26 protein-coding genes are annotated in these 20,349 nt (G+C 66.3%); 18 read left to right on the top strand and 8 right to left on the bottom strand.

Features of this window, described 5'->3' with window-relative positions; genetic code table 11:
• The coding region (locus Q8S38_RS19690) for an IS3 family transposase (RefSeq protein ID WP_305682042.1) at positions 1 to 111 on the top strand (111 nt) is incomplete at its 5' end.
• Positions 112 to 546: 435 nt separating this feature from the next.
• On the opposite strand, the gene Q8S38_RS19685 is transcribed toward Q8S38_RS19690, so the two are convergent.
• From Q8S38_RS19685 to Q8S38_RS19675, 3 genes are all read right to left on the bottom strand, one after another.
• Positions 547 to 2,067, bottom strand: coding sequence for an AAA family ATPase (locus tag Q8S38_RS19685; protein WP_305682033.1), 1,521 nt, complete (start codon positions 2,065 to 2,067; stop codon positions 547 to 549).
• 11 nt (positions 2,068 to 2,078) lie between these two features.
• The gene (locus tag Q8S38_RS19680) at positions 2,079 to 2,549 is read right to left on the bottom strand and encodes a hypothetical protein (protein WP_305682032.1); all 471 of its coding nucleotides are present in this window, start codon (positions 2,547 to 2,549) and stop codon (positions 2,079 to 2,081) included.
• A gap of 84 nt (positions 2,550 to 2,633) precedes the next feature.
• On the bottom strand, positions 2,634 to 3,686 hold the full coding sequence (locus tag Q8S38_RS19675; RefSeq protein WP_305682031.1) for a hypothetical protein: 1,053 nt from the start codon (positions 3,684 to 3,686) through the stop codon (positions 2,634 to 2,636).
• 994 nt (positions 3,687 to 4,680) lie between these two features.
• Here Q8S38_RS19675 and blh point away from each other — a divergent pair.
• The 9 genes from blh to Q8S38_RS19630 all read left to right on the top strand — a co-directional run bounded on the left by blh (position 4,681) and on the right by Q8S38_RS19630 (position 10,466).
• Positions 4,681 to 5,976 carry a bifunctional sulfur transferase/dioxygenase Blh gene (gene blh / locus Q8S38_RS19670; protein WP_305682030.1) on the top strand — a complete coding sequence of 432 codons (1,296 nt, stop codon included), beginning with the start codon at positions 4,681 to 4,683 and terminating at the stop codon, positions 5,974 to 5,976.
• Between the two features lie 38 nt (positions 5,977 to 6,014).
• Positions 6,015 to 6,308, top strand: coding sequence for a sulfite-sensing transcriptional repressor BigR (bigR, locus tag Q8S38_RS19665; RefSeq protein ID WP_305682041.1), 294 nt, complete (start codon positions 6,015 to 6,017; stop codon positions 6,306 to 6,308).
• The gene (locus Q8S38_RS19660) at positions 6,305 to 6,712 is read left to right on the top strand and encodes a YeeE/YedE family protein (protein ID WP_305682029.1); all 408 of its coding nucleotides are present in this window, start codon (positions 6,305 to 6,307) and stop codon (positions 6,710 to 6,712) included. The genes bigR and Q8S38_RS19660 overlap by 4 nt, the downstream gene beginning before the upstream one ends.
• Positions 6,709 to 7,146 carry a YeeE/YedE family protein gene (locus Q8S38_RS19655; RefSeq protein WP_305682028.1) on the top strand — a complete coding sequence of 146 codons (438 nt, stop codon included), beginning with the start codon at positions 6,709 to 6,711 and terminating at the stop codon, positions 7,144 to 7,146. Before Q8S38_RS19660 ends, Q8S38_RS19655 begins: the two co-directional genes overlap by 4 nt.
• A 98-nt stretch (positions 7,147 to 7,244) precedes the next feature.
• Positions 7,245 to 7,469: a YgaP family membrane protein gene (locus tag Q8S38_RS19650; protein ID WP_305682027.1), complete on the top strand. Its 225-nt coding sequence runs from the start codon at positions 7,245 to 7,247 to the stop codon at positions 7,467 to 7,469.
• Positions 7,470 to 7,574: 105 nt separating this feature from the next.
• Positions 7,575 to 8,468, top strand: coding sequence for an MBL fold metallo-hydrolase (locus tag Q8S38_RS19645; protein WP_305682026.1), 894 nt, complete (start codon positions 7,575 to 7,577; stop codon positions 8,466 to 8,468).
• Between the two features lie 88 nt (positions 8,469 to 8,556).
• Positions 8,557 to 9,144, top strand: a complete 588-nt coding sequence (locus Q8S38_RS19640; RefSeq protein ID WP_305682025.1) for a rhodanese-like domain-containing protein — start codon at positions 8,557 to 8,559, stop codon at positions 9,142 to 9,144.
• A 64-nt stretch (positions 9,145 to 9,208) separates the two neighbouring features.
• Positions 9,209 to 9,646, top strand: coding sequence for a DsrE family protein (locus tag Q8S38_RS19635; protein ID WP_305682024.1), 438 nt, complete (start codon positions 9,209 to 9,211; stop codon positions 9,644 to 9,646).
• Between the two features lie 25 nt (positions 9,647 to 9,671).
• The gene (locus tag Q8S38_RS19630) at positions 9,672 to 10,466 is read left to right on the top strand and encodes a sulfite exporter TauE/SafE family protein (RefSeq protein ID WP_305682023.1); all 795 of its coding nucleotides are present in this window, start codon (positions 9,672 to 9,674) and stop codon (positions 10,464 to 10,466) included.
• 19 nt (positions 10,467 to 10,485) lie between these two features.
• Here Q8S38_RS19630 and Q8S38_RS19625 read toward each other — a convergent pair whose 3' ends face one another.
• Genes Q8S38_RS19625 through Q8S38_RS19615 form a run of 3 tightly spaced genes read right to left on the bottom strand, consistent with a single transcriptional unit; the run spans position 10,486 to position 12,382 of the window.
• Positions 10,486 to 11,556 carry a YeeE/YedE family protein gene (locus tag Q8S38_RS19625; protein ID WP_305682022.1) on the bottom strand — a complete coding sequence of 357 codons (1,071 nt, stop codon included), beginning with the start codon at positions 11,554 to 11,556 and terminating at the stop codon, positions 10,486 to 10,488.
• A gap of 35 nt (positions 11,557 to 11,591) precedes the next feature.
• A complete protein-coding gene (locus Q8S38_RS19620) occupies positions 11,592 to 11,969 on the bottom strand; it encodes an ArsR/SmtB family transcription factor (protein WP_305682021.1) in 378 nt (125 codons plus the stop codon).
• Between the two features lie 2 nt (positions 11,970 to 11,971).
• Positions 11,972 to 12,382: a thioredoxin domain-containing protein gene (locus Q8S38_RS19615; RefSeq protein WP_305682020.1), complete on the bottom strand. Its 411-nt coding sequence runs from the start codon at positions 12,380 to 12,382 to the stop codon at positions 11,972 to 11,974.
• A gap of 76 nt (positions 12,383 to 12,458) precedes the next feature.
• Here Q8S38_RS19615 and Q8S38_RS19610 point away from each other — a divergent pair, with 76 nt between their 5' ends.
• Positions 12,459 to 13,028 carry a SoxW family protein gene (locus Q8S38_RS19610; RefSeq protein ID WP_305682019.1) on the top strand — a complete coding sequence of 190 codons (570 nt, stop codon included), beginning with the start codon at positions 12,459 to 12,461 and terminating at the stop codon, positions 13,026 to 13,028.
• A gap of 5 nt (positions 13,029 to 13,033) precedes the next feature.
• Here Q8S38_RS19610 and soxX read toward each other — a convergent pair whose 3' ends face one another.
• Both soxX and soxA read right to left on the bottom strand, forming a co-directional pair.
• A complete protein-coding gene (soxX, locus tag Q8S38_RS19605; RefSeq protein ID WP_305682018.1) occupies positions 13,034 to 13,648 on the bottom strand; it encodes a sulfur oxidation c-type cytochrome SoxX in 615 nt (204 codons plus the stop codon).
• A 15-nt stretch (positions 13,649 to 13,663) separates the two neighbouring features.
• Positions 13,664 to 14,455, bottom strand: a complete 792-nt coding sequence (soxA, locus tag Q8S38_RS19600) for a sulfur oxidation c-type cytochrome SoxA (protein ID WP_305682040.1) — start codon at positions 14,453 to 14,455, stop codon at positions 13,664 to 13,666.
• A gap of 217 nt (positions 14,456 to 14,672) precedes the next feature.
• Between soxA and soxY the strand changes: the two genes are divergently transcribed.
• The 7 genes from soxY to Q8S38_RS19565 all read left to right on the top strand — a co-directional run bounded on the left by soxY (position 14,673) and on the right by Q8S38_RS19565 (position 20,272).
• Positions 14,673 to 15,137 (top strand): thiosulfate oxidation carrier protein SoxY, encoded by a 465-nt coding sequence (gene soxY, locus Q8S38_RS19595; protein WP_305682017.1) that lies wholly within the window; start codon positions 14,673 to 14,675, stop codon positions 15,135 to 15,137.
• 50 nt (positions 15,138 to 15,187) lie between these two features.
• Positions 15,188 to 15,517, top strand: coding sequence for a thiosulfate oxidation carrier complex protein SoxZ (gene soxZ, locus Q8S38_RS19590; RefSeq protein ID WP_069053570.1), 330 nt, complete (start codon positions 15,188 to 15,190; stop codon positions 15,515 to 15,517).
• 105 nt (positions 15,518 to 15,622) lie between these two features.
• Positions 15,623 to 17,320: a thiosulfohydrolase SoxB gene (soxB, locus tag Q8S38_RS19585; RefSeq protein WP_305682016.1), complete on the top strand. Its 1,698-nt coding sequence runs from the start codon at positions 15,623 to 15,625 to the stop codon at positions 17,318 to 17,320.
• A gap of 46 nt (positions 17,321 to 17,366) precedes the next feature.
• Positions 17,367 to 18,644: a sulfite dehydrogenase gene (gene soxC, locus Q8S38_RS19580; protein WP_305682015.1), complete on the top strand. Its 1,278-nt coding sequence runs from the start codon at positions 17,367 to 17,369 to the stop codon at positions 18,642 to 18,644.
• The gene (locus Q8S38_RS19575; protein ID WP_305682014.1) at positions 18,628 to 19,383 is read left to right on the top strand and encodes a c-type cytochrome; all 756 of its coding nucleotides are present in this window, start codon (positions 18,628 to 18,630) and stop codon (positions 19,381 to 19,383) included. The genes soxC and Q8S38_RS19575 overlap by 17 nt, the downstream gene beginning before the upstream one ends.
• Positions 19,383 to 19,712 carry a c-type cytochrome gene (locus Q8S38_RS19570; protein WP_305682013.1) on the top strand — a complete coding sequence of 110 codons (330 nt, stop codon included), beginning with the start codon at positions 19,383 to 19,385 and terminating at the stop codon, positions 19,710 to 19,712. The genes Q8S38_RS19575 and Q8S38_RS19570 overlap by 1 nt, the downstream gene beginning before the upstream one ends.
• Positions 19,713 to 19,747: 35 nt before the next feature.
• Positions 19,748 to 20,272: a DsrE family protein gene (locus Q8S38_RS19565; RefSeq protein ID WP_305682012.1), complete on the top strand. Its 525-nt coding sequence runs from the start codon at positions 19,748 to 19,750 to the stop codon at positions 20,270 to 20,272.
• The last annotated feature ends 77 nt before the right edge of the window (positions 20,273 to 20,349 follow it).

Genomic DNA, 20,349 nt, shown 5'->3' with positions numbered 1-20,349 from the left:
AGGGCAGATGTGTTCGACTACGTCGAGAGGTTCTACAACACGATCCGCAGGCACTCGGCCATCGGCTATCTCAGCCCGGCCGAGTTCGAAATGAAGGTGGGATTAGCTTAACTGACCGTCCACGAAACCGGCAGCAGGCCAATACCCGAAAATCGATTTTCTTTCTGCTCCAGCTTGCCAACTGAGCCACCTTGAGCCCGGAGTAATCCCCGGTCCGGCCTTTCAGGCGGGCAGTGAGACCTTAGACCTCGTCATTCCATTCGGCTACGACGCGAGCGTCACTTGGGACAACGCGTGCAACTTCACCGTCGTTTCTGGGCTGCTCGACTGTCCCATGGCGCGCGCCAACCCGGCAACTATGACCGGAACTTCACATGTTCGCCTAACGGCTAGCTCCGGTCGCGGCGAGGCAGCCAGCAAAGTTACCCGAAAGCGGACGCTCCCGACGCCAGCTAAGGGCCACTTGCAGAAGCTCATTTGGGACTAGCGCTCGCAGATGGGCTGACATGACGCCAGCGTCATCTGCGAGCAACCATGCCCATTCTTCTAATGCATCGTCCTGCTCAACTCACGGGCGCTCATTACGGTCTCGACGAGCCGCCGGAGCTGGCGGAGGGACCCCCCGGGCCAGTTCTTAGCGATCAGACTGCGCTCGGTGCCATCGAGGGGCTCGACCCAAGCTGCGGCCATGCCCCTCTCGCGCGCGACGTCGTTCATGACGAGCGGGAGCAGCGCGACGATGTCGTCAGCCGTCGGCTCCGGCACGGAAATCGCCCGCATGCGGTCGCGCAGCGGGGCCGGCAATGGATCGAGGCTGTTAGCGGTCGCGAGGAAGGTGACCATCGACAGGTTGCACTCAACTTGCAGCGACGGGTCGAGGAAACGCCGTGCGGTTTCAGGTTCGAGCATCGAGAGCAACACGTCCCAGAGGCGACCGTAGTCGGATCGGGTCGGCGCTTTCTCGATTTCGTCGATCATGACGATGGGGTTGGCGTGCCGGGCGGCGGCGATTGCCAAGATGGGGTGAGCGGGCTGACTGGTCGACCAGCGCCGATCGGTCCCCCCGAGCGCACCACCGTCGGCCGTTGCCGCAGCCGTGCGCCAAACACTGACGCGCAAAGCTTCCGCCAAGCGGCGAACCAGGCGCGACTTGCCGGCACCTGGGGGGCCAACCAGGACGAGCGGCTGGAAGTGCACGAACTCGCGCCCGATCAACTCGGCCAGAATCCGATCAATCGTCGAGGTGAGATGTGGGAACTCGGAGAGGAGTTCGCGCCTCACCTGTGCAAGATCCGGGGTTCTGGCCAGCGGGACGGGCTGCGCGACGATGTGGCTGATGCCCATGATAACGCCGCCACTCTTGTTGCCGCCCGGCTGCGGGCAGACGAGAATGTGCCCCGCGGGAATGATCAGGGAGGGCTTTGCGCCTGAGAACTTGTTCAGCCCCTGGCTGGGTTTGTCCTTATCAGCACGCTCTTTTGCCTCTGCCTTCGCCTGCTGATGCAGCATGGTCGACAGATCTTCGCAGGCGGAGTTCGCCAGGCTCGGGCACATATCGATCGCATGCGTGTGGCGCGTCGATGTGAACGCTCCGGCACCGATCATCGACCAGCCGATAAGGAGCTTCGTTGCCGCAAACCTGGTGTCAGCATCGAGGTCGAAGGGCAATCCGTCATAAGCGACCTTCAGCGCGAGCGCGACCCGGGCATGTCCATCGCGATGCCGGGTGAACGGCGTCAGCGACACGAGCAGGACCGTGTCACCAAGAGCTTTCAGCACTGGCTGATCGCTTTTTACCGCCTCCCGATCGAGCCATCTTACCAACGCGTTCATGGGAGCATCGGCTGCTTTGGCGAGCCAGGCCTCGACCTTCGGCTTGCCGGTCGGGGCCACCTCCATGATCTCAGCGGCAATCCGCTGGGGGATGTGCTTTCGATGCCCGATCGCGCTCAAGCCGATCCGGAACAAACGCGGCAAAGTTGCGATGGGATCGCTGCCGTCGGCCTCGGCTGCATCCAGGGCAGCGCCTGTGCTGAGATCCAACTCGAAATCCTCGAGGTCGGTCATGACTTCGCCTCTCAGTTGGATGCGTTGGAGATGGCCGAGACGGCAGCCTCTCCACTCGCTTCGGTGCCAGCGGCGGCGATCCCAAGCTCGCGATCGAGCTCCTGCCAGCCGTGCAGCGCGCGCTCGTACCGCGCGGGATCGAGGCGCCAGCGCCTGGACAGGCCGTGGATGAGGACCAGCCGGGCGGCTGCGGAGCCGAGCAGAGCATTGGCCACCAGCGCCGACATCATCGCGTTGAGCAGCGCGGGCTGGGTATCACCTCGGTCGTAGGCGATGGCCAAAGCGATGGCGGCTGCGGGGTCGCCGGCCCGTGCATGGGCCCAGCGACGGTCATGCAAGAGTTCCAGCGGCTCAAGGACGCGATCCGACAGCCCCCAGCGGGCGTCCGGCGTCCAGTCTTCGGGAGCAAGAGCGCTCCACCAGTGCGGCGGGGTGCAACTGAAGCAGACTTCAGGCAGGTCGAGTGTGTCGATGACGGACATGAGGGTTCCTTGGCGCCGGCCTTCGAGGCTGCAGCGCGCTCTTGAGAGACGAAGTGGATTTGAGCGTGGGACGCCGCGCTGGGCTCAGGCGGGGCGCCAGACGTGGGTGGCTGTCTTGGTCGAGCCGCTGACAATCGCCGCCGCGATCGCGCCGGACTTCACGACGATCGGGCGAAGCACGAACAGGCCGTTGCCACGCTTGCGGTCACAGCCGATCAGGCCCTGGACCATCAGGTCCTTGCGGATCGCGCGATTCTTGGCGAGGAGCGCCGGCACCTCAGTCGCCGACACCTGCGTCCCGACCGCGAGTTCGAAGCGCTTGGCGCCGAGCTTGGTCAAAGTCCCCTCCATCTCGGCGTAGTGCAGGACGTAACGCGACGCCGCCCACGGCGATGGCCGCGGCTTGGACGAGATCGGCTTCGGGGCTGCCGGCGGTGTAGCGGGCATACGCGGCGGCCGCGTGAGATCGAGGCGGCTCAGCATTTCGCTGACGGCATCGCGGGCCTGAGGCGACTGCGGCGCGAAGGACCTCTGGATCGGCTCGGCGGGGCGCCTGGGCGGGGAGAGAAAGTCGAGACCGATCTTTTCAAGCTCGTGCGCCGCGATCGCCAGCATTTCGTCGATCGCCCTATGTTCGCCGATCGACAGATCCCGGACTTTGGGCGGCCTGTCGCGCTGGACCTTCACGTAGCCCGTGCTCTCCAGGCGCGCGGTGAGCCGCGACTCGACAGTTTCGGCGCACGTCTTGCCGAAACCCGAGTGATCGCAAGCGATGATGATCGTGGTCGAATAGTCCCCGTTTAACCAACCGTCGGCGCTCTGCTGCAGGCGCCGTGCGACATTGCCCCCTTCACCGATCCGGATCTCTGCTCGGTCCAGCGGCGTAGCCGGGCACAGGTGCATGTATGCGCCGGGAACCTGAAGGGCGGGCGCCGAAAGGAGGCCAGCGATCTCGGCTGGCGAGCCGACATAGAGCCTCGGCACGAAGATGAGCGGGACGATGATCCGTGTCTGAGGGGGCGCCGCAAAGGCCCCGAGCAGTGGTGGCGTCAGTGTGGAAGACGAATTGTGCGCGGGCGGATGACGCACAGGGGATTGCCCAGCGCCGGGGGCGCCGTGATAGGAAGGCTCAGCCATGATGTATCCCTCAGATACAGAGTGGTCAGGCCGTCGGGTTCGTTTGGCGACGATCCGGCGGCCGCTTCAATTCGAGCGACATGCCGATTGAAGAATGAGACGGTGGCCGAGCAAGGTCATCAGCGCAACCCCGATCGAATAGGAGGGTTAATGCGCCTCGAGGGTATCAAGAAAAATCGCGCTTGACCGCATGGCTAGGGCGTCAGCGGCGCTTATCGGCTTCATTCCGTGCGCACGTTTTTCGATCTTTCAAGCTGATATAGCTAGCGTCGATGCAGATTGCCTGAAAGGGCAGGGCTGTTCTTCTCGGGGACTATAGACTGCCTCCTTCTAGGGATTGTGCTCAGTGCCCGATTTCGGCCTGAGTGCACGAAGGAGCGGAGGCGCTCCTGTCATCCAGCACCGGTTTGTCCTGGGCATTGCCATGGGCACACCCCCGGGGCATAGTCGGCGAATAGGGGTTCAATCCCGGCCAGAACAGCGCCTTTTTGGCGATTTTTGGGGGTCGCTGCGAAGTCTCTGGGGGTCCTAGTCCCCCAGCCACTTTACTAAGTGGTTGATTATCAAGCAAAAATTGCGGTTTCGACAGCGCCCGGCGGTCAGGCCGCAAGGGTTTCGCGGTTGTCTCCCAGGCCATCTCGACAATTCGTCCGTGCCTCGCAGCAACAAGCCGCGGGGACATGACGCTCTGTGACGTCACCCATTTGGACGAGTTCGATTTGAGCGCTGCTGGCAGGCCTTGTCGCCGGCTGCGGCTGAGAGGATGGCGCGATGCACGGCGCCGGTGCGGGCCGAGGTCGGGATCACACTTGATCCTCACCGGACGCTGGGACGCTTGGCAAGCCGCATCCCCATCGCCCGGGCGCTCCAGGATCGTGGTGCGGCCGGCCTGACGAGGCGCCGCTCCTTCATGGTGCGGCGTTCAGGCGGCTTGCGGAAACGGCAGGGCTGCCTTACATTATATTTTATAATATAATGTCTATGTGAGTGCCCCATGACTGGTATCGACCTTTCCCCAAAGCTGACCGCCGCCGGACAGCCCGACGCGGCGATCCTTGCCGATCTCGCCGGCTCGCGCTTTGCCGGCATCGTCAATGTCCGGCCCGATGGCGAGGAGGGCGGGCAGATCGGTCACGATCAGGCTGCCGCGATCGCGCAGGAGGCCGGGCTCGGCTACGCCTATGTTCCGGTCAGCTCGGCTGCGATCACCGAGGCCGACATCAGGGCCTTCCAGCGGGCCGTGGCCGCGATCCAGGGCCCGGTCTATGCGCATTGCCGCTCCGGAACGCGCGTCGCGATCCTGCATGTGCTCGGCGAGGTTCTCGACGGGCGGATGCGAGCCGAGGAGATCGTTGCGTTCGGTGCAGGGCTGGGCCTCGACCTGTCCGCTGCGAAAGTCTGGATCGACCGCGACCGCTCACGCGCGCCGCACGTCAAGGGCTTCCATGATCCGCGCACCGGCAGCGTCCAGTATGTCGTCTGGGACGCGGCGACGAAGCGCTGCGCGATCATCGATCCCGTGCATGATTTCGACGAGAAGTCGGGATCGACCGCGACGGTTCATGCCGACGCGCTCCTGGCCTTCATCGCGGAGCGGGGGCTGACGGTGGAGTGGATCCTCGACACCCACCCCCATGCCGACCATTTCTCGGCGGCCTATTATCTCAAGCAGAAGACGGGCGCGCCCATGGCGATCGGCGCCCGTGTCACGCAAGTCCAGAGGCTCTGGCAGGGTCTCTACAACTGGCCGGCGCTCGCCACCGACGGCTCGCAATGGGACCGTCTGTTTTCGGCGGGCGACACCTTCATGCTCGGCGGGATCGAGGGGCAGGTGATGTTCTCGCCCGGGCACACGCTGGCTTCGGTCAGCTATGTCATCGGCGACGCCGCCTTCATCCATGACACGATCTTCATGCCGGATTCGGGTACGGCCCGGGCGGATTTCCCCGGCGGCAGTGCCAAAGCGCTGTGGGCCTCGATCCAGGCCATTCTGGCGCTGCCCGACGAGACGCGGCTGTTCACCGGGCACGACTACGAACCGAAAGGGCGCCATGCGCGCTGGGAAAGCACGGTCGGCGAGCAGAAGCGCAAGAACGCCCATCTCGTCGACATGACGGAGGAGCGCTTCATCGCCCTGCGCGAGGCCCGCGACGCGACGCTGCCCATGCCCCGGCTGATCCTGCCCTCGCTGCAGGTCAACATTCGCGGCGGCCGCCTGCCGGAGCCGGAGGATGATGGGCGGCGCTATCTCAAGATCCCGCTCGACGCCCTGCCGGGGTCCGTCTGGTGAGCGGCGCCTCGGTCACGGAGGCCGATGCGCGCCATGCGATGGCGGCGCGCGCCGAGGAGGTCGCCGCCTTGCTGAAGGTGATGGCCCATCCCGTTCGCCTGATGCTCGCCTGCAAGCTTACGGAGGGGGAGTTCTCGGTCGGCGAGCTGGAGCGGCTGCTCGACATCCACCAGCCGACACTGTCGCAGCAACTCGGCCTCCTCAGGGAAACCGGCGTCGCCGAGACGCGCCGCGACGGCAAGCAGATCTTCTACCGGCTCACCCAGCAGAAGGCCTCGCAACTGATCGAGGCCCTCTACGCCATTTTCTGTCAGAAGGACGACGTCTCATGAGCGCCTATTGGCCTTCCCTGTTCGGCGGCATGGTGCTGGGCCTGTCGGCCGGGCTGCTGCTCCTGCTCAACGGCCGCATCGCCGGCATCAGCGGCATCGTTGGGCGGCTGCTCGGCGGGCATCAGGCGTGGGTCAACGGCGCCTTCGTCGTCGGTCTGCTCGGCGGTCCGGCACTCTATGCGGCGGCCCATGGCGCGCTGCCGGCGATGACGGTCTCCGCCTCCTGGCCCGTGGTCATTCTCGCGGGGCTTCTCGTCGGCATCGGCACGCGGATGGGCTCGGGTTGCACCTCCGGGCATGGCATCCTCGGGCTGGCGCGGCTGTCGAAGCGTTCGATCGTCGCCACCGCCAGTTTCCTCCTCGCCGGCGTCGCCACCGCCACCCTCGCCGGATTGCTGTCATGAGCGCGCTCGCCATCGCCCGCATCACTGTGGCGCTCCTGTCGGGCGCGCTCTTCGGCTACGGCCTGTCCCTGTCGGGGATGGTCGATCCCGCCCGCGTCATCGGCTTCCTCGATATCGCCAGCGGTCATTGGGACCCGAGCCTGATGTTCGTGCTGGGCGGGGCGGTCTGCGTCGCCGTCATCGCGGTTGCGATCCAGCGGCGGCTGCCCAGGCCCGTCCTCGACACCCAGTTTCACATTCCCGAGCGGACCGACATCGACGCCCGGCTGGTCGGCGGCTCGGCTCTGTTCGGCATCGGCTGGGGGCTGGCCGGCTTCTGCCCCGGGCCGGCGCTTTCGGCCCTGACGACAGGCCTGACGCCGGTCCTGCTGTTCATTGCGGCGATGATCGCGGGCATGCTGCTGCATGACCGCGTGCTCGCAAAGGCGGGATGAGGCGTCGCGCGGCCACCGGGATCGGACGATTTCCCTTTACATATTCAAATATTCTAATATGATTAATCAAGTCATCGCCATTCACCGGAGAGACAGTCATGACCAATGTCGGCACACTCGATCGCAGCTTGCGGTTCATCCTTGGGGCGGTGCTCGTCGCCGCGGTCTTCGTTCCTCCCGTCGCCGATCTGGTCGCGCCCTGGGGCGCCTGGAAATACGCGCTGACGGCGTGGGGCGTGGTCATGCTGGGAACGGCGGCCTTCCGCTTCTGCCCCGCCTATACGCTGCTGGGCGTCCGGACCTGCCCTCTCGCCAAGTCCTGATGCGTCCCGAGTCCTGATGCGTCTCAAGTCCTGATGCGTCGGCTGCGGGCGGACGCGCCGCCCGCAGCCGGGTTCACCCGGTCACAGCAAGCCCTGAGGTTCGTCATGTCGCTCGTTCCGCACGCCGTCGATCTCACCGCCAAGCCCGAGGTGACCGCCTTCTTCGATGCGGCGACCAATACGGTCAGCTATGTCGTCAAGGACCCAGGCTCCAAGGCCTGCGCCATCATCGATTCCGTGATGGACATCGATTACGCGGCCGGGCGCATCTCGTATGAATCCGCCGACGCGATCATCGCCTTCGTCGAGAAGCCCGGCCTCAGGCTCGAATGGTTGATCGAGACCCATGTCCATGCCGATCATCTTTCCGGCGCGCCCTATATCCAGGGCAAGCTCGGCGGCAAGATCGGCATCGGCGAGAACATCACCATCGTCCAGGACACCTTCGGCAAGATCTTCAACGAAGGCACCGAGTTCCAGCGCGACGGCAGTCAGTTCGACCGCCTGTTCAAGGACGGCGACTGCTATGAGATCGGCGCGCTGACCGCGTTCGCGATGCACACGCCCGGCCACACCCCCGCCTGCATGACGCATGTCATCGGCGATGCCGCCTTCGTCGGCGACACGCTGTTCATGCCCGATGGCGGCTCCGCCCGCGCCGACTTTCCCGGCGGGGACGCCCGCACGCTCTATCGCTCGATCCGGCGCGTGCTCGACCTGCCGCCCGCGATGCGGTTGTTCATGTGCCATGATTACGGCCCCAATGGCCGCGAGATCCGCTGGGAAACCACTGTCGCCGAGCAGCGCGCGAACAATATCCATGTGCGGGACGGCATCAGCGAGGATGACTTCGTCAAAACCCGCGAGGCCCGCGACGCCACGCTGGCGATGCCGAAGCTGATCATTCCCTCGCTGCAGGTGAACATGCGCGCCGGCGCGCTGCCCCCGGCCGACGAGAGCGGCAAGGTCTTCCTCAAGGTGCCGGTCAACGCGTTGTGATGAGCGACGGGGTGCGGGCTCGAGATGACGGCCTCTGCAGGCCGGCGCCGGCGCTGAAACGGCAAACTGACACGCAAAGGGATCGGTCATGTCCAAACTCTTCAACTGGCTTGTTGCGCTGAGCCTTCTGGGCGTGGCCCCGGCCCTCGCGGCGCCGGAGCCTGCCGATCCCGAACGGCAGACGCCCTGGAAGCTCTACGTGGACTCGACCGAGGCCTTCGCCATGAAACAGGCAAAGGGCGACAAGGTGCTGCTGGTCGATGTCCGTGATCCGATCGAGATCATGTTCACCGGCTTTGCGCCGGCGGTCGACGCGGTCGTGCCTTTCATGTCGGCCAATCTGTCGAAGTGGAATGACAAGCGTTCCGTCTATCAGGTCGAACGCGACCCCGCCTTTGCCGAGAAGATCGCCAAGGCGCTCGCCGACCGCGGTCTCGGCAAGGACACGCCGATCCTTCTGATGTGCCGCTCGGGCGGCGAGAGGGGCGCGCCCTCGGCCAAAGAGCTGTGGGGCAAGGGCTTCGCCAGCGTCTACATCGTCGTGGACGGGTTTGAAGGCGACACGGTCAAGGACGGCCCAGAGAAGAACTGGCGGCGCGTCAATGGCTGGAAGAACTCCGGCCTGCCATGGGGCTACACGCTCGACCGGGCGAAGTTTCCAGTGGGCGAGAAATGATCGTCGCCGCGCCACAAGAGGTTCTCTTGGCGCTTCCCATCCCTCGACCGTCCAGGACACGCAAATGAGACCTGTTTTCAAAGCCGTTTCGACTGCAATGCTGGCGAGTGCGCTGATGGCCTCGCCGGCTGTCGCCGGCCAGAAGATGCTGATGTTGCTGAGCGCGTCGGCGGCGGAGGCCCAGGCCTTCAACCTGGTGCTCGCAAACCAGATCCAGGCGAGCGGACACGGCGTCCATATGCTGCTCTGCGGCGAGGCCGGCGACATGGCTTTGAAGGCTGTTCCCGAAGCGGCGACCAAAGTCGTCACGCCGCAGGGCTTGACGGTCCGTACGCTTCTGGAGGGGCTCCTGAAGAAGGGCGGAACCGTGCAGGTTTGTGCGATCTACCTGCCCAACCGGAAACTCCAGGCCGACGCTCTCATGGAGGGCGTCAGCGCCGCTCGCCCGCAGGACATCGCCGCCATGATTGTCGATCCGGCGGTGAAGGTGATCGGCCAGTGAGGCCGATCGCGGCGGAATTCACGCCATGATCGCCGGTGCCGATCTTGCCTCGGTCGGCTCCGGCTCGCTGGTCGGCTTCGTTCTGGGGTTGATCGGCGGCGGCGGCTCGATCCTGGCCGTGCCGCTGCTGGTCTATGTCGTCGGCGTGGCCTCGCCGCATGTTGCGATCGGCACGAGCGCGGTCGCGGTCGCGCTCAGCGCGTTTGCTAATCTGCTCGGCCATGCCCGTGCCGGCAATGTCCGCTGGCCCTGCGCGCTGGTCTTCTCGGCTGCCGGCATCGCCGGCGCCGCGGTCGGCTCGACCCTCGGCAAGAGCTTCGATGGCCAGAAACTTCTGCTCCTGTTCGGGGTGCTGATGATCGTGATCGCGGTCATGATGCTCGTCCGCAAGGGCGGCGACGGGGCCGCGTTCAAGCCGCTCGGGCGCAGCACCGCACCGAAGCTGCTGCCGCGGCTGCTCGGCATGGGCGGGCTCGTCGGCGGGCTATCCGGGTTCTTCGGCATCGGCGGTGGCTTCCTGATCGTGCCCGGGCTGATGGGGGCGGCGCGCATGCCGATGATCATGGCGATCGGCTCCTCGCTCGTGGCGGTGACGGCCTTCGGGGTGACCACCGCCGTGTCCTATGCGCTGTCGGGCCTGGTCGACTGGCGCATCGCCACCCTGTTCGTCACGGGCGGCGTCGCAGGCGGAATCGGCGGCACGCTGCTGGCCCAGCGCCTGTCGGGCCACAAATCGCTGCTATCGCGCGTCTTCGCCGCGATCGTCGCGGTCGTGGGGGTGTATGTCGTGGCGCGGGGGTCTGTGGCGGTCTTCGGCTGATCGAAAGGCCAGGCGGCCGTCAGCGCCGAAAGATCTGCCGGATCGAGCCTTCCATCAGGAAGGCGATGCCCAGGCGGGCGCCGATCATCATGCCGCCGATCGCCAGCGGCCAGGACAGCGCCATCATCGAGCCGGCCGTGATGCCCTGGCCGATGGTGCAGCCTCCGGCGAGGATGCCGCCTCCGCCCATCATCACCGCCCCGACCAGATGCCGGCGCATCTCGTGATGGTCGTCGAAGGCCTCCCAGCGGAACTCGCGGTCGAACAAGGCCGACAGGAAGGACCCTAGCACGACGCCGATGATCGTGCCGATGCCGAAATCGAGCAGCCCCTCGGGCGTGGTCAGCACCGCATAGAGCGCCCGCCCGACCGGGGAGACGAAGGTCAGGCTCTGGGGGCGCGCCGGAGCCGAAAACTCGTCGATCGCCACGCCGGTCGCCCACCATCCGGCCACCACGCCCAAACCCAGCGTGACGCCCGCCAGCAGCAAGCGCGGTGAGCGCCGCAGCCGCCTGTCGAGGAGAACGGCCAGGACGAGCAGGGCGGATGCGGCCAGCGCGATCCCCAGCCGCCAATTGCCGAATCCGAACCAGGCCAGGACCGAGGGCAGGTCGCCCTGCACGGCGCCGGGCACCGGCAGGGCGACCTGCTCCAGCCCGTCGATCCGCCAGGGTGCGAGGATGCCGCGCAAGGTGGCATAGGCCGTCGCACCGAACACCATCATCACGATCAGGCTGCGCAGATCGCCGGTGCCGAGCCTGACCAGCGAGCCGAAGCCGCAGGTGCCCACCAGCGCCATGCCGAGCCCGAACAGCGTCGCGCCGAGCAGGATCGCGAGCCAGGGCACGGCGCTGGGAACATAGGTCGAGAGGGCGGGGTTCAGGGCCCCGGTCCAGACCATCGCCTGCGTGCCCAGCAGCGCCACGCCCAGCGCCAGGCCGAAGATGCGCAGCCGTCGCGTGTCGCCGCCGATCCAGACATCCTCGACCGCCCCGAAGGAGCACAGGCGCGCGCGACGGGCGGTGAAGCCACAGGCGGCGCCGATGCCGATGCCGATGAGCGCGACCGTCCAGGCAGGCAGCGGGCCCATCCGTCAGGTCGAGGCTCGGGCAGGGCGCCTCGGCATCAATCGACGGCCGGCGGCTTTTGCGGCCCGCAGAAGATGTCGTAGATCACTGCGATCATGCGGCGCACATCGTCGTTGGCGAGGCTGTAATAGACCGCCTTGCCCTCGCGCCGCGTCGTGACCATCTGGTCGAGCCGCAGCCGCGCCAGCTGCTGCGAGACCATGGGCTGGCGCAGCGAGAGAATGTTCTCGAGCTCGGTCACGGTCCGCTCGCGCTCGGCGAGCAGGCAGAGCAGCAGCAGGCGGTTTTCGTGCGACAGCGCCTTGAGGAAGTCGCTGGCCTTGCGGGCCTTGCGCATCAGGACGTCGAGTTCGGCGGAGAACTCCTCGCCGTCGCGCAGCTCCGCTTCGATGGCCTTGGATACGATCGCGCTCATGGTCAATCCAGTCTCGCGGCGGTGCCGCTCCGGTGAATGGGGCCTGGCATGTCAGCAAGCATCTTGCCAAGCAACCCCCAGAAGGCGTCGTCTCCCAGGTAGCCGGTGATGCGGCCTGTCTCGCGTCCCTCGTCGAAGAGCACGAAGGTCGGCGCGGCGATGACGGGCGCGGCCAGCCCGGCGAGGTTCGACCCCCCGGCCCTGAGCTCGACCCGCCGCAGCGGCGCCCGCCGGCCTTCCTCCGTCATATGATAGGCTGGCGCGACCTCGCGCTCGAAGCGCGCGCACCAGGGGCAGCCATCGCGGGTGAACATGACGAGTTCGGCCGCCGTCGCAGCCCCCGGCGCCAGGCTGGCGCAGAGGAGGGCGAGGAACGCCAGGAGCGCCCATGCGCGAGAACGGATCAAACCCATTGCGGTAACATAGTCGTATTCGTATGTTTATGCCAGTCACAGGCTGGCGGCTCCTGCCGCGTCCGGGAGTTTGGCCATGCAGACGCGCCGCACGATCCTCGCCGCCGGACTCTGTGTCGCCATTCCACGCGCCGCCTCTGCGCGGGCCACGCTCGGTGAGGATGGCCTTTACAAGCTCGACTGGTATCTTGAGAGCTTCCTCGAGCTGGCCGACGACCTCGCGGCGGCAACGGCCGCCGGCAAGCGCTTCGCCATCCTCTGGGGGCTGAAGGGCTGCCCGGCCTGCCGCCGGATGCACGAGGTCCATCTCGCCGATCCGACGACGGAGCGCTACATCCGCGAGAATTTCGAGATCCTGCATCTCAACATTCTCGGCCAGCGCCCGGTGACCGATTTCGACGGCAGCAAACCCGGCGAGAAGGCCTTCGCCGCGCGCTATGCGATCGAGGGAACACCCTCGATCCAGTTCTTTCCCGAAACCGCCGAGGGGCTGGGCGCGAGGGCGCCCGCCGCCCGCGAGGTCGCGCGGATGCCGGGCCTGCCCGATCCGCGCGAGTTCCTCGCCTGGTTCCGCTTCGTGCGCGAGAAGGGCTACGAACGCGGCGCCTTCGCCGACTGGCCCGGAAAAAAGCCAGCCGGCGGGTAAAACGCCTATTTGTTCACCGGCGATTCGGGATCGAACAGATAGGCCATCACGTCCTTGATCTGCTGCTCGTCGAGCACCTTGTTGGTGCCGAAGCGCGGCATGTTCGAGCAGGGCACCACCGCCATCGAATTGTAGATCTTGGTGTAGGCGTCCTTGATCGCCTCGGCGTCGTATTTCCGGTCCTTTCCATAGGCGGAGAGGCTGGGGCCGAGCGTGCCGTAGCTCACTTCCTTGGGGTCGAGCTGGTGGCAGGCGAAGCAGTTGCCGCCCGCCACCGTGCCCGGCGGATCGGAAAACTGGCCGCCGCGGCCGTTGTTGGCGACCGTGTAGCCCTTCTTCCAGTCGCCGAGCAGCTTGCCGTCGGCCGGATAGGTGACCTTGGCCATCTCGCGCTTGATGATCGCCTCCGATTGCACGGAGGAAACGGCGTTGCGCGTGGTGTTGCAGACGGCGAGCGACTCGTCGGGCGTGATCCGGGCCTGCCATTCGGGCGAGGCCTTGCCGAAGGTCGATTTGACATAGGCCTCGATCGTGGCCTGGCTGGGCTTCTGCTGCGCCAGCGCCGGGCCGGCGATCAGGAGGGCGGCACAGGCCGCGGTGAGGAAAGCGGTTTTGGTCATGGCTTGTCCGTCCTCTCAGCGCTTGATCGAAGGCACGGCGATTTCGCCGCCCGCGGCCTGCTTCTGCAGGAAGACCGTCAGCGCGGTCAGGCTGTCGGAGCCGAAATCGGGCACCGGCCAGCGCTGCTGGCGGTAGCAGTCCCAGAGCCGGTGCTGCATCGTGCGCAGCGCGCTCTGCGAGACGCGGTAGGTCGGCCAGGACGCCATCGTCGCCTGAGCCGTGGCGCCTGCGACCGACAGGTTGGGCAGGCCCTGCAGACGGATGCGCTTGCCTTCCTCGGCGTGGCAGGTGGCGCAGGAGAAATCCATCACGCCGCCGCGGCGATAGAATAGCTCCTCGCCGACCGCCGCCATCTCGATCTCCTTGGGATGGCTGAGCTGCGGCTGGATTTTCATCCCGCTCGATTTGTTGGCGATGAAGGCGGTGAGATCTTCGAGATCCGAGGCGCGGCCGGGGCCGGAAAAGCGGCGGGCGAGGACGTCCTTGGTGTCGAGTCCCTGCAACGTGTCCATGCACCAGAGCAGGCGCTGTTCCGTGTCCATGACGCGGTCGGCATCGGCGAAATAGCGCGGCAGCTTGGCGAAGGCGCCATCGAGCTTGCCGGGGCCCTCGCCGAGATCGCAGGCCTCCAGCGACGCCTTCTTGGCGCCGCGCGGCTCGGCCCAGAGCACCTCACCGCGGTCGACCGCGAGGAAACCGGGATTCGAGAACGGGTCCGACAGCATCTGCCGGTAGCGCTCGATCTCCTTCTCGCTGTCGTCCTGTGGCGGGGCCTGTGCGGTCAGGTGCCCGGCGGCCAATGTCATGGCGGCCGCCAGCACAGCCGCTCCGATGATGGGGAGCTTCATCCCTTGCCCTTTCGTTTCCTCAGGCGGCCGCGGTTTTGCGACCTTTGTTGCAGGTCCCTCTCTGTCGGAGGGACTTTACATTCATAGAAAACAATATCACGATACGTGCAAATGATGATCGCGTGGCGGCCTCGCCGTCAAGAGCGAAACACGAACAATTCCAAGGAGGATACCAATGCCATTCCAGATCGCGGGGCTCACCCGCCGCAGCACCCTCACGGCCGGCGCGCTCGCCGCTTTCGCGAGCCTTCTGGGCTCGCGCCTCGCCTTCGCCGATGAAAAGGCGGTCATGGCGGAGATCAAGAAGCTCTATGGCGACAAGCCGCTGGGCGAGGGCAAGATCAAGCTCGACGTGCCCGAGATCGCCGAGAACGGCCTCGTGGTTCCCGTCAATGTCGAGGTCGAGAGCCCGATGACGGAGGCCGACTACGTCAAGGCCGTCCACATCTATGCCGACGGCAACCCGCAGCCCGGCATCGTCAGCTACAGCTTCACGCCCGCCTGCGGCAAGGCCTCGGCCGCGACCCGCATGCGCCTCGCCCAGACCCAGAACATCGTCTGCGTGGCGGAGATGTCGAACGGCGCCCTCCACATGGCCAAGGCCAACGTCAAGGTCACCATCGGTGGTTGCGGCGGCTGACCGTCGCTGCTCCCGCCCCACAAAAAACGACTTCAGGTGAGGACAACGCCATGACGACCAAACCCACCCCGCGCGTGCGCGTCCCGGCCAAGGCTGCCGCCGGCGAGCTGATCGAGATCAAGACCCTGATCTCCCACGAGATGGAATCGGGCCAGCGCAAGGATGCCCAGGGCAAGACCATCCCGCGCAAGATCATCAACAAGTTCAGCGCGAGCTTCAACGGCAAGCCCGTCTTCGCAGCCGACTGGCACCCGGCGATCTCGGCCAATCCCTACCAGTCGTTCTTCTTCAAGGCGACCGAGTCGGGCGAGTTCACCTTCGTCTGGAAGGATGACGACGGCTCCGAGTACAGCTCGAAGAACAAGCTGACCGTCGGCTGAACGGGCCGGCCTGCCGGGCCGGCGACACTCCTGATGACGTGAAGCGCGATGTCCAGGAGGACATCGCCGGTGGGCGGCGCTCGGCGTTCGCCCAGAGGGTGAATCATGGTCTCCAGACGCGAATTCCTCCAGGCGACGGCCGCCGCCGCGGCGATTGCGGCAGCCTCCGGGCTGGGCCCGCTCGGGCGTGCGGCGGCGCAGCAGAAGCTGGCGCAGAGCGACATCCTGCGCTTCGATCCGCTGGGCACGCTGACGATCCTGCACGTCACCGACATCCATGCGCAGCTGATGCCGCTGCATTTCCGCGAGCCCTCGATCAATCTCGGCGTCGGCCCGGCCAGGGGGCAGCCGCCGCATCTCGTCGACGCCGAGTTCCGTGCGCATTTCAAGATCGCCGCCGGCTCCGCCGACGCCTTCGCCCTGACCTCGGACGACTTCGTCGCGCTGGCGAAGACCTATGGCCGGATGGGCGGGCTCGACCGCGTCGCGACACTGGTCAAGGCCGTCAGGGCCGAGCGCGGTGACGACAAGGTGCTGCTGCTCGATGGCGGCGACACCTGGCAGGGCAGCTGGTCCTCGCTCCAGACCAAGGGGCAGGACATGGTCGACGTCATGTCGGCCCTGAAGACCGACGCCATGGTCGGGCACTGGGAGTTCACGCTCGGTGCCGAGCGCGTCAAGGAGATCGCCGAGAGCGCGCCCTTCGCATTTCTCGCCCAGAATATCAGGGACCGGGAATGGAACGAGCCGGTCTTCCCGCCGCGCAAGGTCTTCGAGAAGGGCGGCGTCAAGGTCGCGGTGATCGGCCAGGCACTGCCGCGCACGGCCATCGCCAATCCGCGCTGGATGTTCCCGGACTGGGAGTTCGGCATCCGCGAGGAGGAGATTCAGAAGCAGGTCGATGAAGCCAGGGCTGAGGGCGCCGCCGCGGTCGTGCTGCTCTCCCATAACGGCTTCGATGTCGACAAGAAGCTCGCCTCGCGGGTCAAGGGCCTCGACATCATCCTCACCGCCCACACCCATGACGCGATGCCGGGCCTGATCCGTGTCGGCGACACCGTGCTCGTCGGCTCGGGCTCGCATGGCAAATTCGTCTCGCGGCTCGACATCGCCATCAAGGACGGCAAGCTCGCCGACATCCGCTTCAAGCTGATGCCGGTCTTCTCGGACGCGATCGCCCCCGATGCCGACATGGCCGCGCTGATCTCCAAGGTGCGCGCGCCCTATGCCGCCGATCTCGCGAAGGAAATCGGCCGGACGGATTCGCTGCTCTACCGGCGCGGCAACTTCAACGGCACCTTCGACGATCTGATCTGCGAGGCCATGCTGGAGCAGCGCGACGCCGAGATCGCGCTGTCGCCGGGCTTTCGCTGGGGCGGCACGCTGCTGCCGGGCGACGCCATCACCTGGGAGGCGATCACCAACGCCACGGCGATGACCTACCCCAACTGCTACCGCAACGAGATGACCGGCGCCCAGCTCAAGGAGATCCTCGAGGACGTCGCCGACAACATCTTCCACCCCGACCCCTATTTCCAGGGCGGTGGCGACATGGTCCGCATCGGCGGCATGGGCTACGCGATCGATGTCGGCAAGCCGATGGGCAGCCGCATCTCTGGCCTGACGCATCTGAAATCGGGCCAGCCGATCGATGCGGCGCGGAAATATGTCGTCGCCGGCTGGGCCAGCGTCAACGAAGGCACGCAAGGCCCGCCGATCTGGGACGTGGTCCGCAACCATGTCGCCGCGCGCAAGACCGTCAGCATCCGCCCCAACGACGCCGTCAAGGTCAGCGGCGCCTGAGCGCGCCCCGCCGATCCTGGGCACCACAACCACGGGACATCCGCCGATGAGCTCAGACCCAAAGACCGAACCGCTCGACCGCAGGCGCTTTCTCGGCGCCGCCGGCCTCGCCGGCGCGGGGCTCGCCGCCTCCGCGCTGCCGCTGCGGGCGCAGGAGGCCAAGCCCGACCCGCTGATCACCGAGGTCCAGGACTGGAACCGCTATCTCGGCGAGGGCGTCGACAAGCGCCCCTATGGCACGCCGTCGCCTTTCGAGAAGCACATCGTCCGCCGCGATGTCTCCTGGCTGACGGCCTCGCCGGATTCCTCTGTGAATTTCACGCCGCTGCATGAACTCGACGGCATCATCACCCCGTCGGGCCTGTGCTTCGAGCGCCATCACGGCGGCATCGCCGAGATCGACCCGGCCAATCACCGGCTCATGATCCATGGCCTGGTCGACAAGCCGCTGGTCTTCACGATGGAAGACATCCGGCGGATGCCGCGCCAGAACCATGTCTACTTTCTCGAATGCGCCGCCAATTCCGGCATGGAGTGGCGCGGCGCGCAGCTCAACGGCTGCCAGTTCACCCACGGCATGATCCATAACGTCATGTATACGGGCGTGCCGCTGAAGCTGCTGCTCGCCGAGGCCGGGCTCAAGCCCAGCGCCAAATGGCTGATGCTGGAGGGCGCCGACGCCTCCGGCATGAACCGCTCGCTGCCGATCGAGAAGGCGCTCGACGACGTGCTGATCGCCTTTGCCATGAATGGCGAGGCGCTGCGCCCCGAGCAGGGCTATCCGCTGCGGGCCGTGGTTCCCGGTTGGGAGGGCAATATCTGGGTGAAGTGGCTGCGCCGCATCGAGGCCGGCGACAAGCCCTGGCAGGCGCGCGAGGAAACCTCGAAATACACCGATCTCCTGGCTGACGGCCGCTCGCGCCGCTACACCTTCATCATGGACGCCAAGTCGGTGGTGACGAATCCCTCGCCGCAGGCGCCGCTCAAGCACAAGGGCCGCAACGTGCTCTCGGGGCTCGCCTGGTCGGGCCGCGGCACGATCAAGCGGGTCGACGTCACGCTCGACGGCGGCAAGAACTGGCAGTCCGCCCGCATCGACGGGCCGGTGCTCGAGAAGTCGCTGACGCGCTTCTATGTCGATTTCGACTGGGCCGGGCAGGAACTGCTGATCCAGTCCCGCGCCATGGATTCGACCGGCTATGTCCAGCCGACCAAGGACGAGCTGCGAAAGGTCCGCGGCGTCAACTCCATCTACCACAACAACGGCATCCAGACCTGGCATGTCCGGCCCAACGGGGAGACCGAGAATGTCGAGATCGCTTAAGCCCGTCCTGCTGTCAGGCCTGGCCGCTCTCGCCATCATCGGCGCCGGCCCGCTGATCGCCCAGACCGCCAAAACGCCTCCGGCGGAGAAGGCGGCCCCGGCCGCCAGGGCCCAGGCTCCGGCGGCCACGCCTGCCGCCCCGGCAAAACCCGCGCCGCTCGGGCTGGGCCGCCTCGCGCTGCCGGCCGAGATCAAGGCCTGGGACATCGACGTCCGCCCCGACGGCGTCGGCCTGCCGCCGGGCAAGGGCACGGTCCGGCAGGGCGACGAGCTCTTCCAGGCGCAGTGCGCCAGCTGCCATGGCGAATTCGGCCAGGGCAATGGCCGCTGGCCGGTGCTGGCGGGTGGGCAGGGCACGCTCACCGCCGACCGGCCCGAGAAGACGATCGGCTCGTTCTGGCCGGATCTCTCGACGGTCTACGACTACATTCACCGCGCCATGCCGTTCGGCAACGCCCAGTCGCTGAGCCCCGACGACACCTACGCGCTGACGGCCTATCTGCTCTTCCTCAACGACATCGTGAAGGACGAGGACTTCGAATTGTCGGACAAGAACTTCACATCGGTGAAGCTTCCCAATGCCGGCGCCTTCTATGACGATGATCGCGAGACGGCCGAAAAGGCGTTCTGGGGCAAGGAGCCCTGCATGACGAACTGCAAACCGGAGGTGAAGATCACGGGGCGCGCCGCTGTGCTCGACGTCACGCCCGATTCGAAATCGGCGCCGAAGGTCGACTGATGCGGAGTTCCCGGCAGTCGCCCGGCTGGATCAGCTTCGTCGCCGTCGCGGCCGCGCTGTCCGGCGGCCCCGCCCTGGCCTCGGGTGACATCGCACTCGGGGAGTACCTCTCCTCCGAGTGCACGGCCTGCCACCAGACCAGCGGCCGGCAGGTCGGCGGCATCCCGGCGATCGTCGGCCATCCGGCCGATCAGTTCGTCGCGCTGATGGATGCCTACCGCGACAAGCATCGCGAGAACCAGATCATGCAGACGATCGCAGGCCGCCTGACCCGCGAGGAGTTGCTCGCCTTGGCCGCCTATTACGAGAGCCTGAAACCGGCCCGATGAGGCCAGCCTCCGGAGAGAGGCGAAGGGAGGTCGAGATGACCAGCGCAAGCGACGAGACGTCACGCCGGACGGTGATGGCCGCGGCCGTCGCGGGGCTGGCCGGCCTGGCGGCCCCCGCGCTGGCGGCGCCGCGCGACCTGAAGCTCGCTGATCTCCGGAAGGAAGCCGACGTCGCCTGCGTCTACCATTGCGACTTCGGGGAACCGCCGCGCTTCGTCCAGATGCTGACCAACATCGCCAACCACTATTCCGCCTACGGCGCAGACCCCTTCGCGCTGCAACTGGCGATCGTGGCCCATGGCCAGGGCGTCAAGTTCTTCCTCGAATCGCTGGAGGAGACGACCTGGCGCGACGAGGTCATGGTTCCCAAGATCTTCGAGCGGGTCGAGGATGTCGCGAAGAACGGGCTCAAGGTTCATCTCTGCGAGATCACCTTCAGCCGCCTCAAGCTCGACAAGGCCAAGGCGCGCAACGCCCCCTTCATCTCCTTCGTGCCGTCGGGCGTGGCGACGGTCGCCGCGCTCCAGTCCAAGGGCTTCGCCTACATGAAGATCGGATAGGCCCGCCAAAGGCCCGCAAAGAGGCCGCCGGGGATATCAGCGAGCGAACAACCAACAAGAAAAATCCGGGAGAGAGA

Source organism: Allobosea sp., from assembly GCF_030695125.1.
GTDB lineage: Bacteria > Pseudomonadota > Alphaproteobacteria > Rhizobiales > Beijerinckiaceae > Allobosea.
Note: the sequence above shows the minus strand (reverse complement) of the source record. Positions and strands in the feature narration are given on the sequence as shown.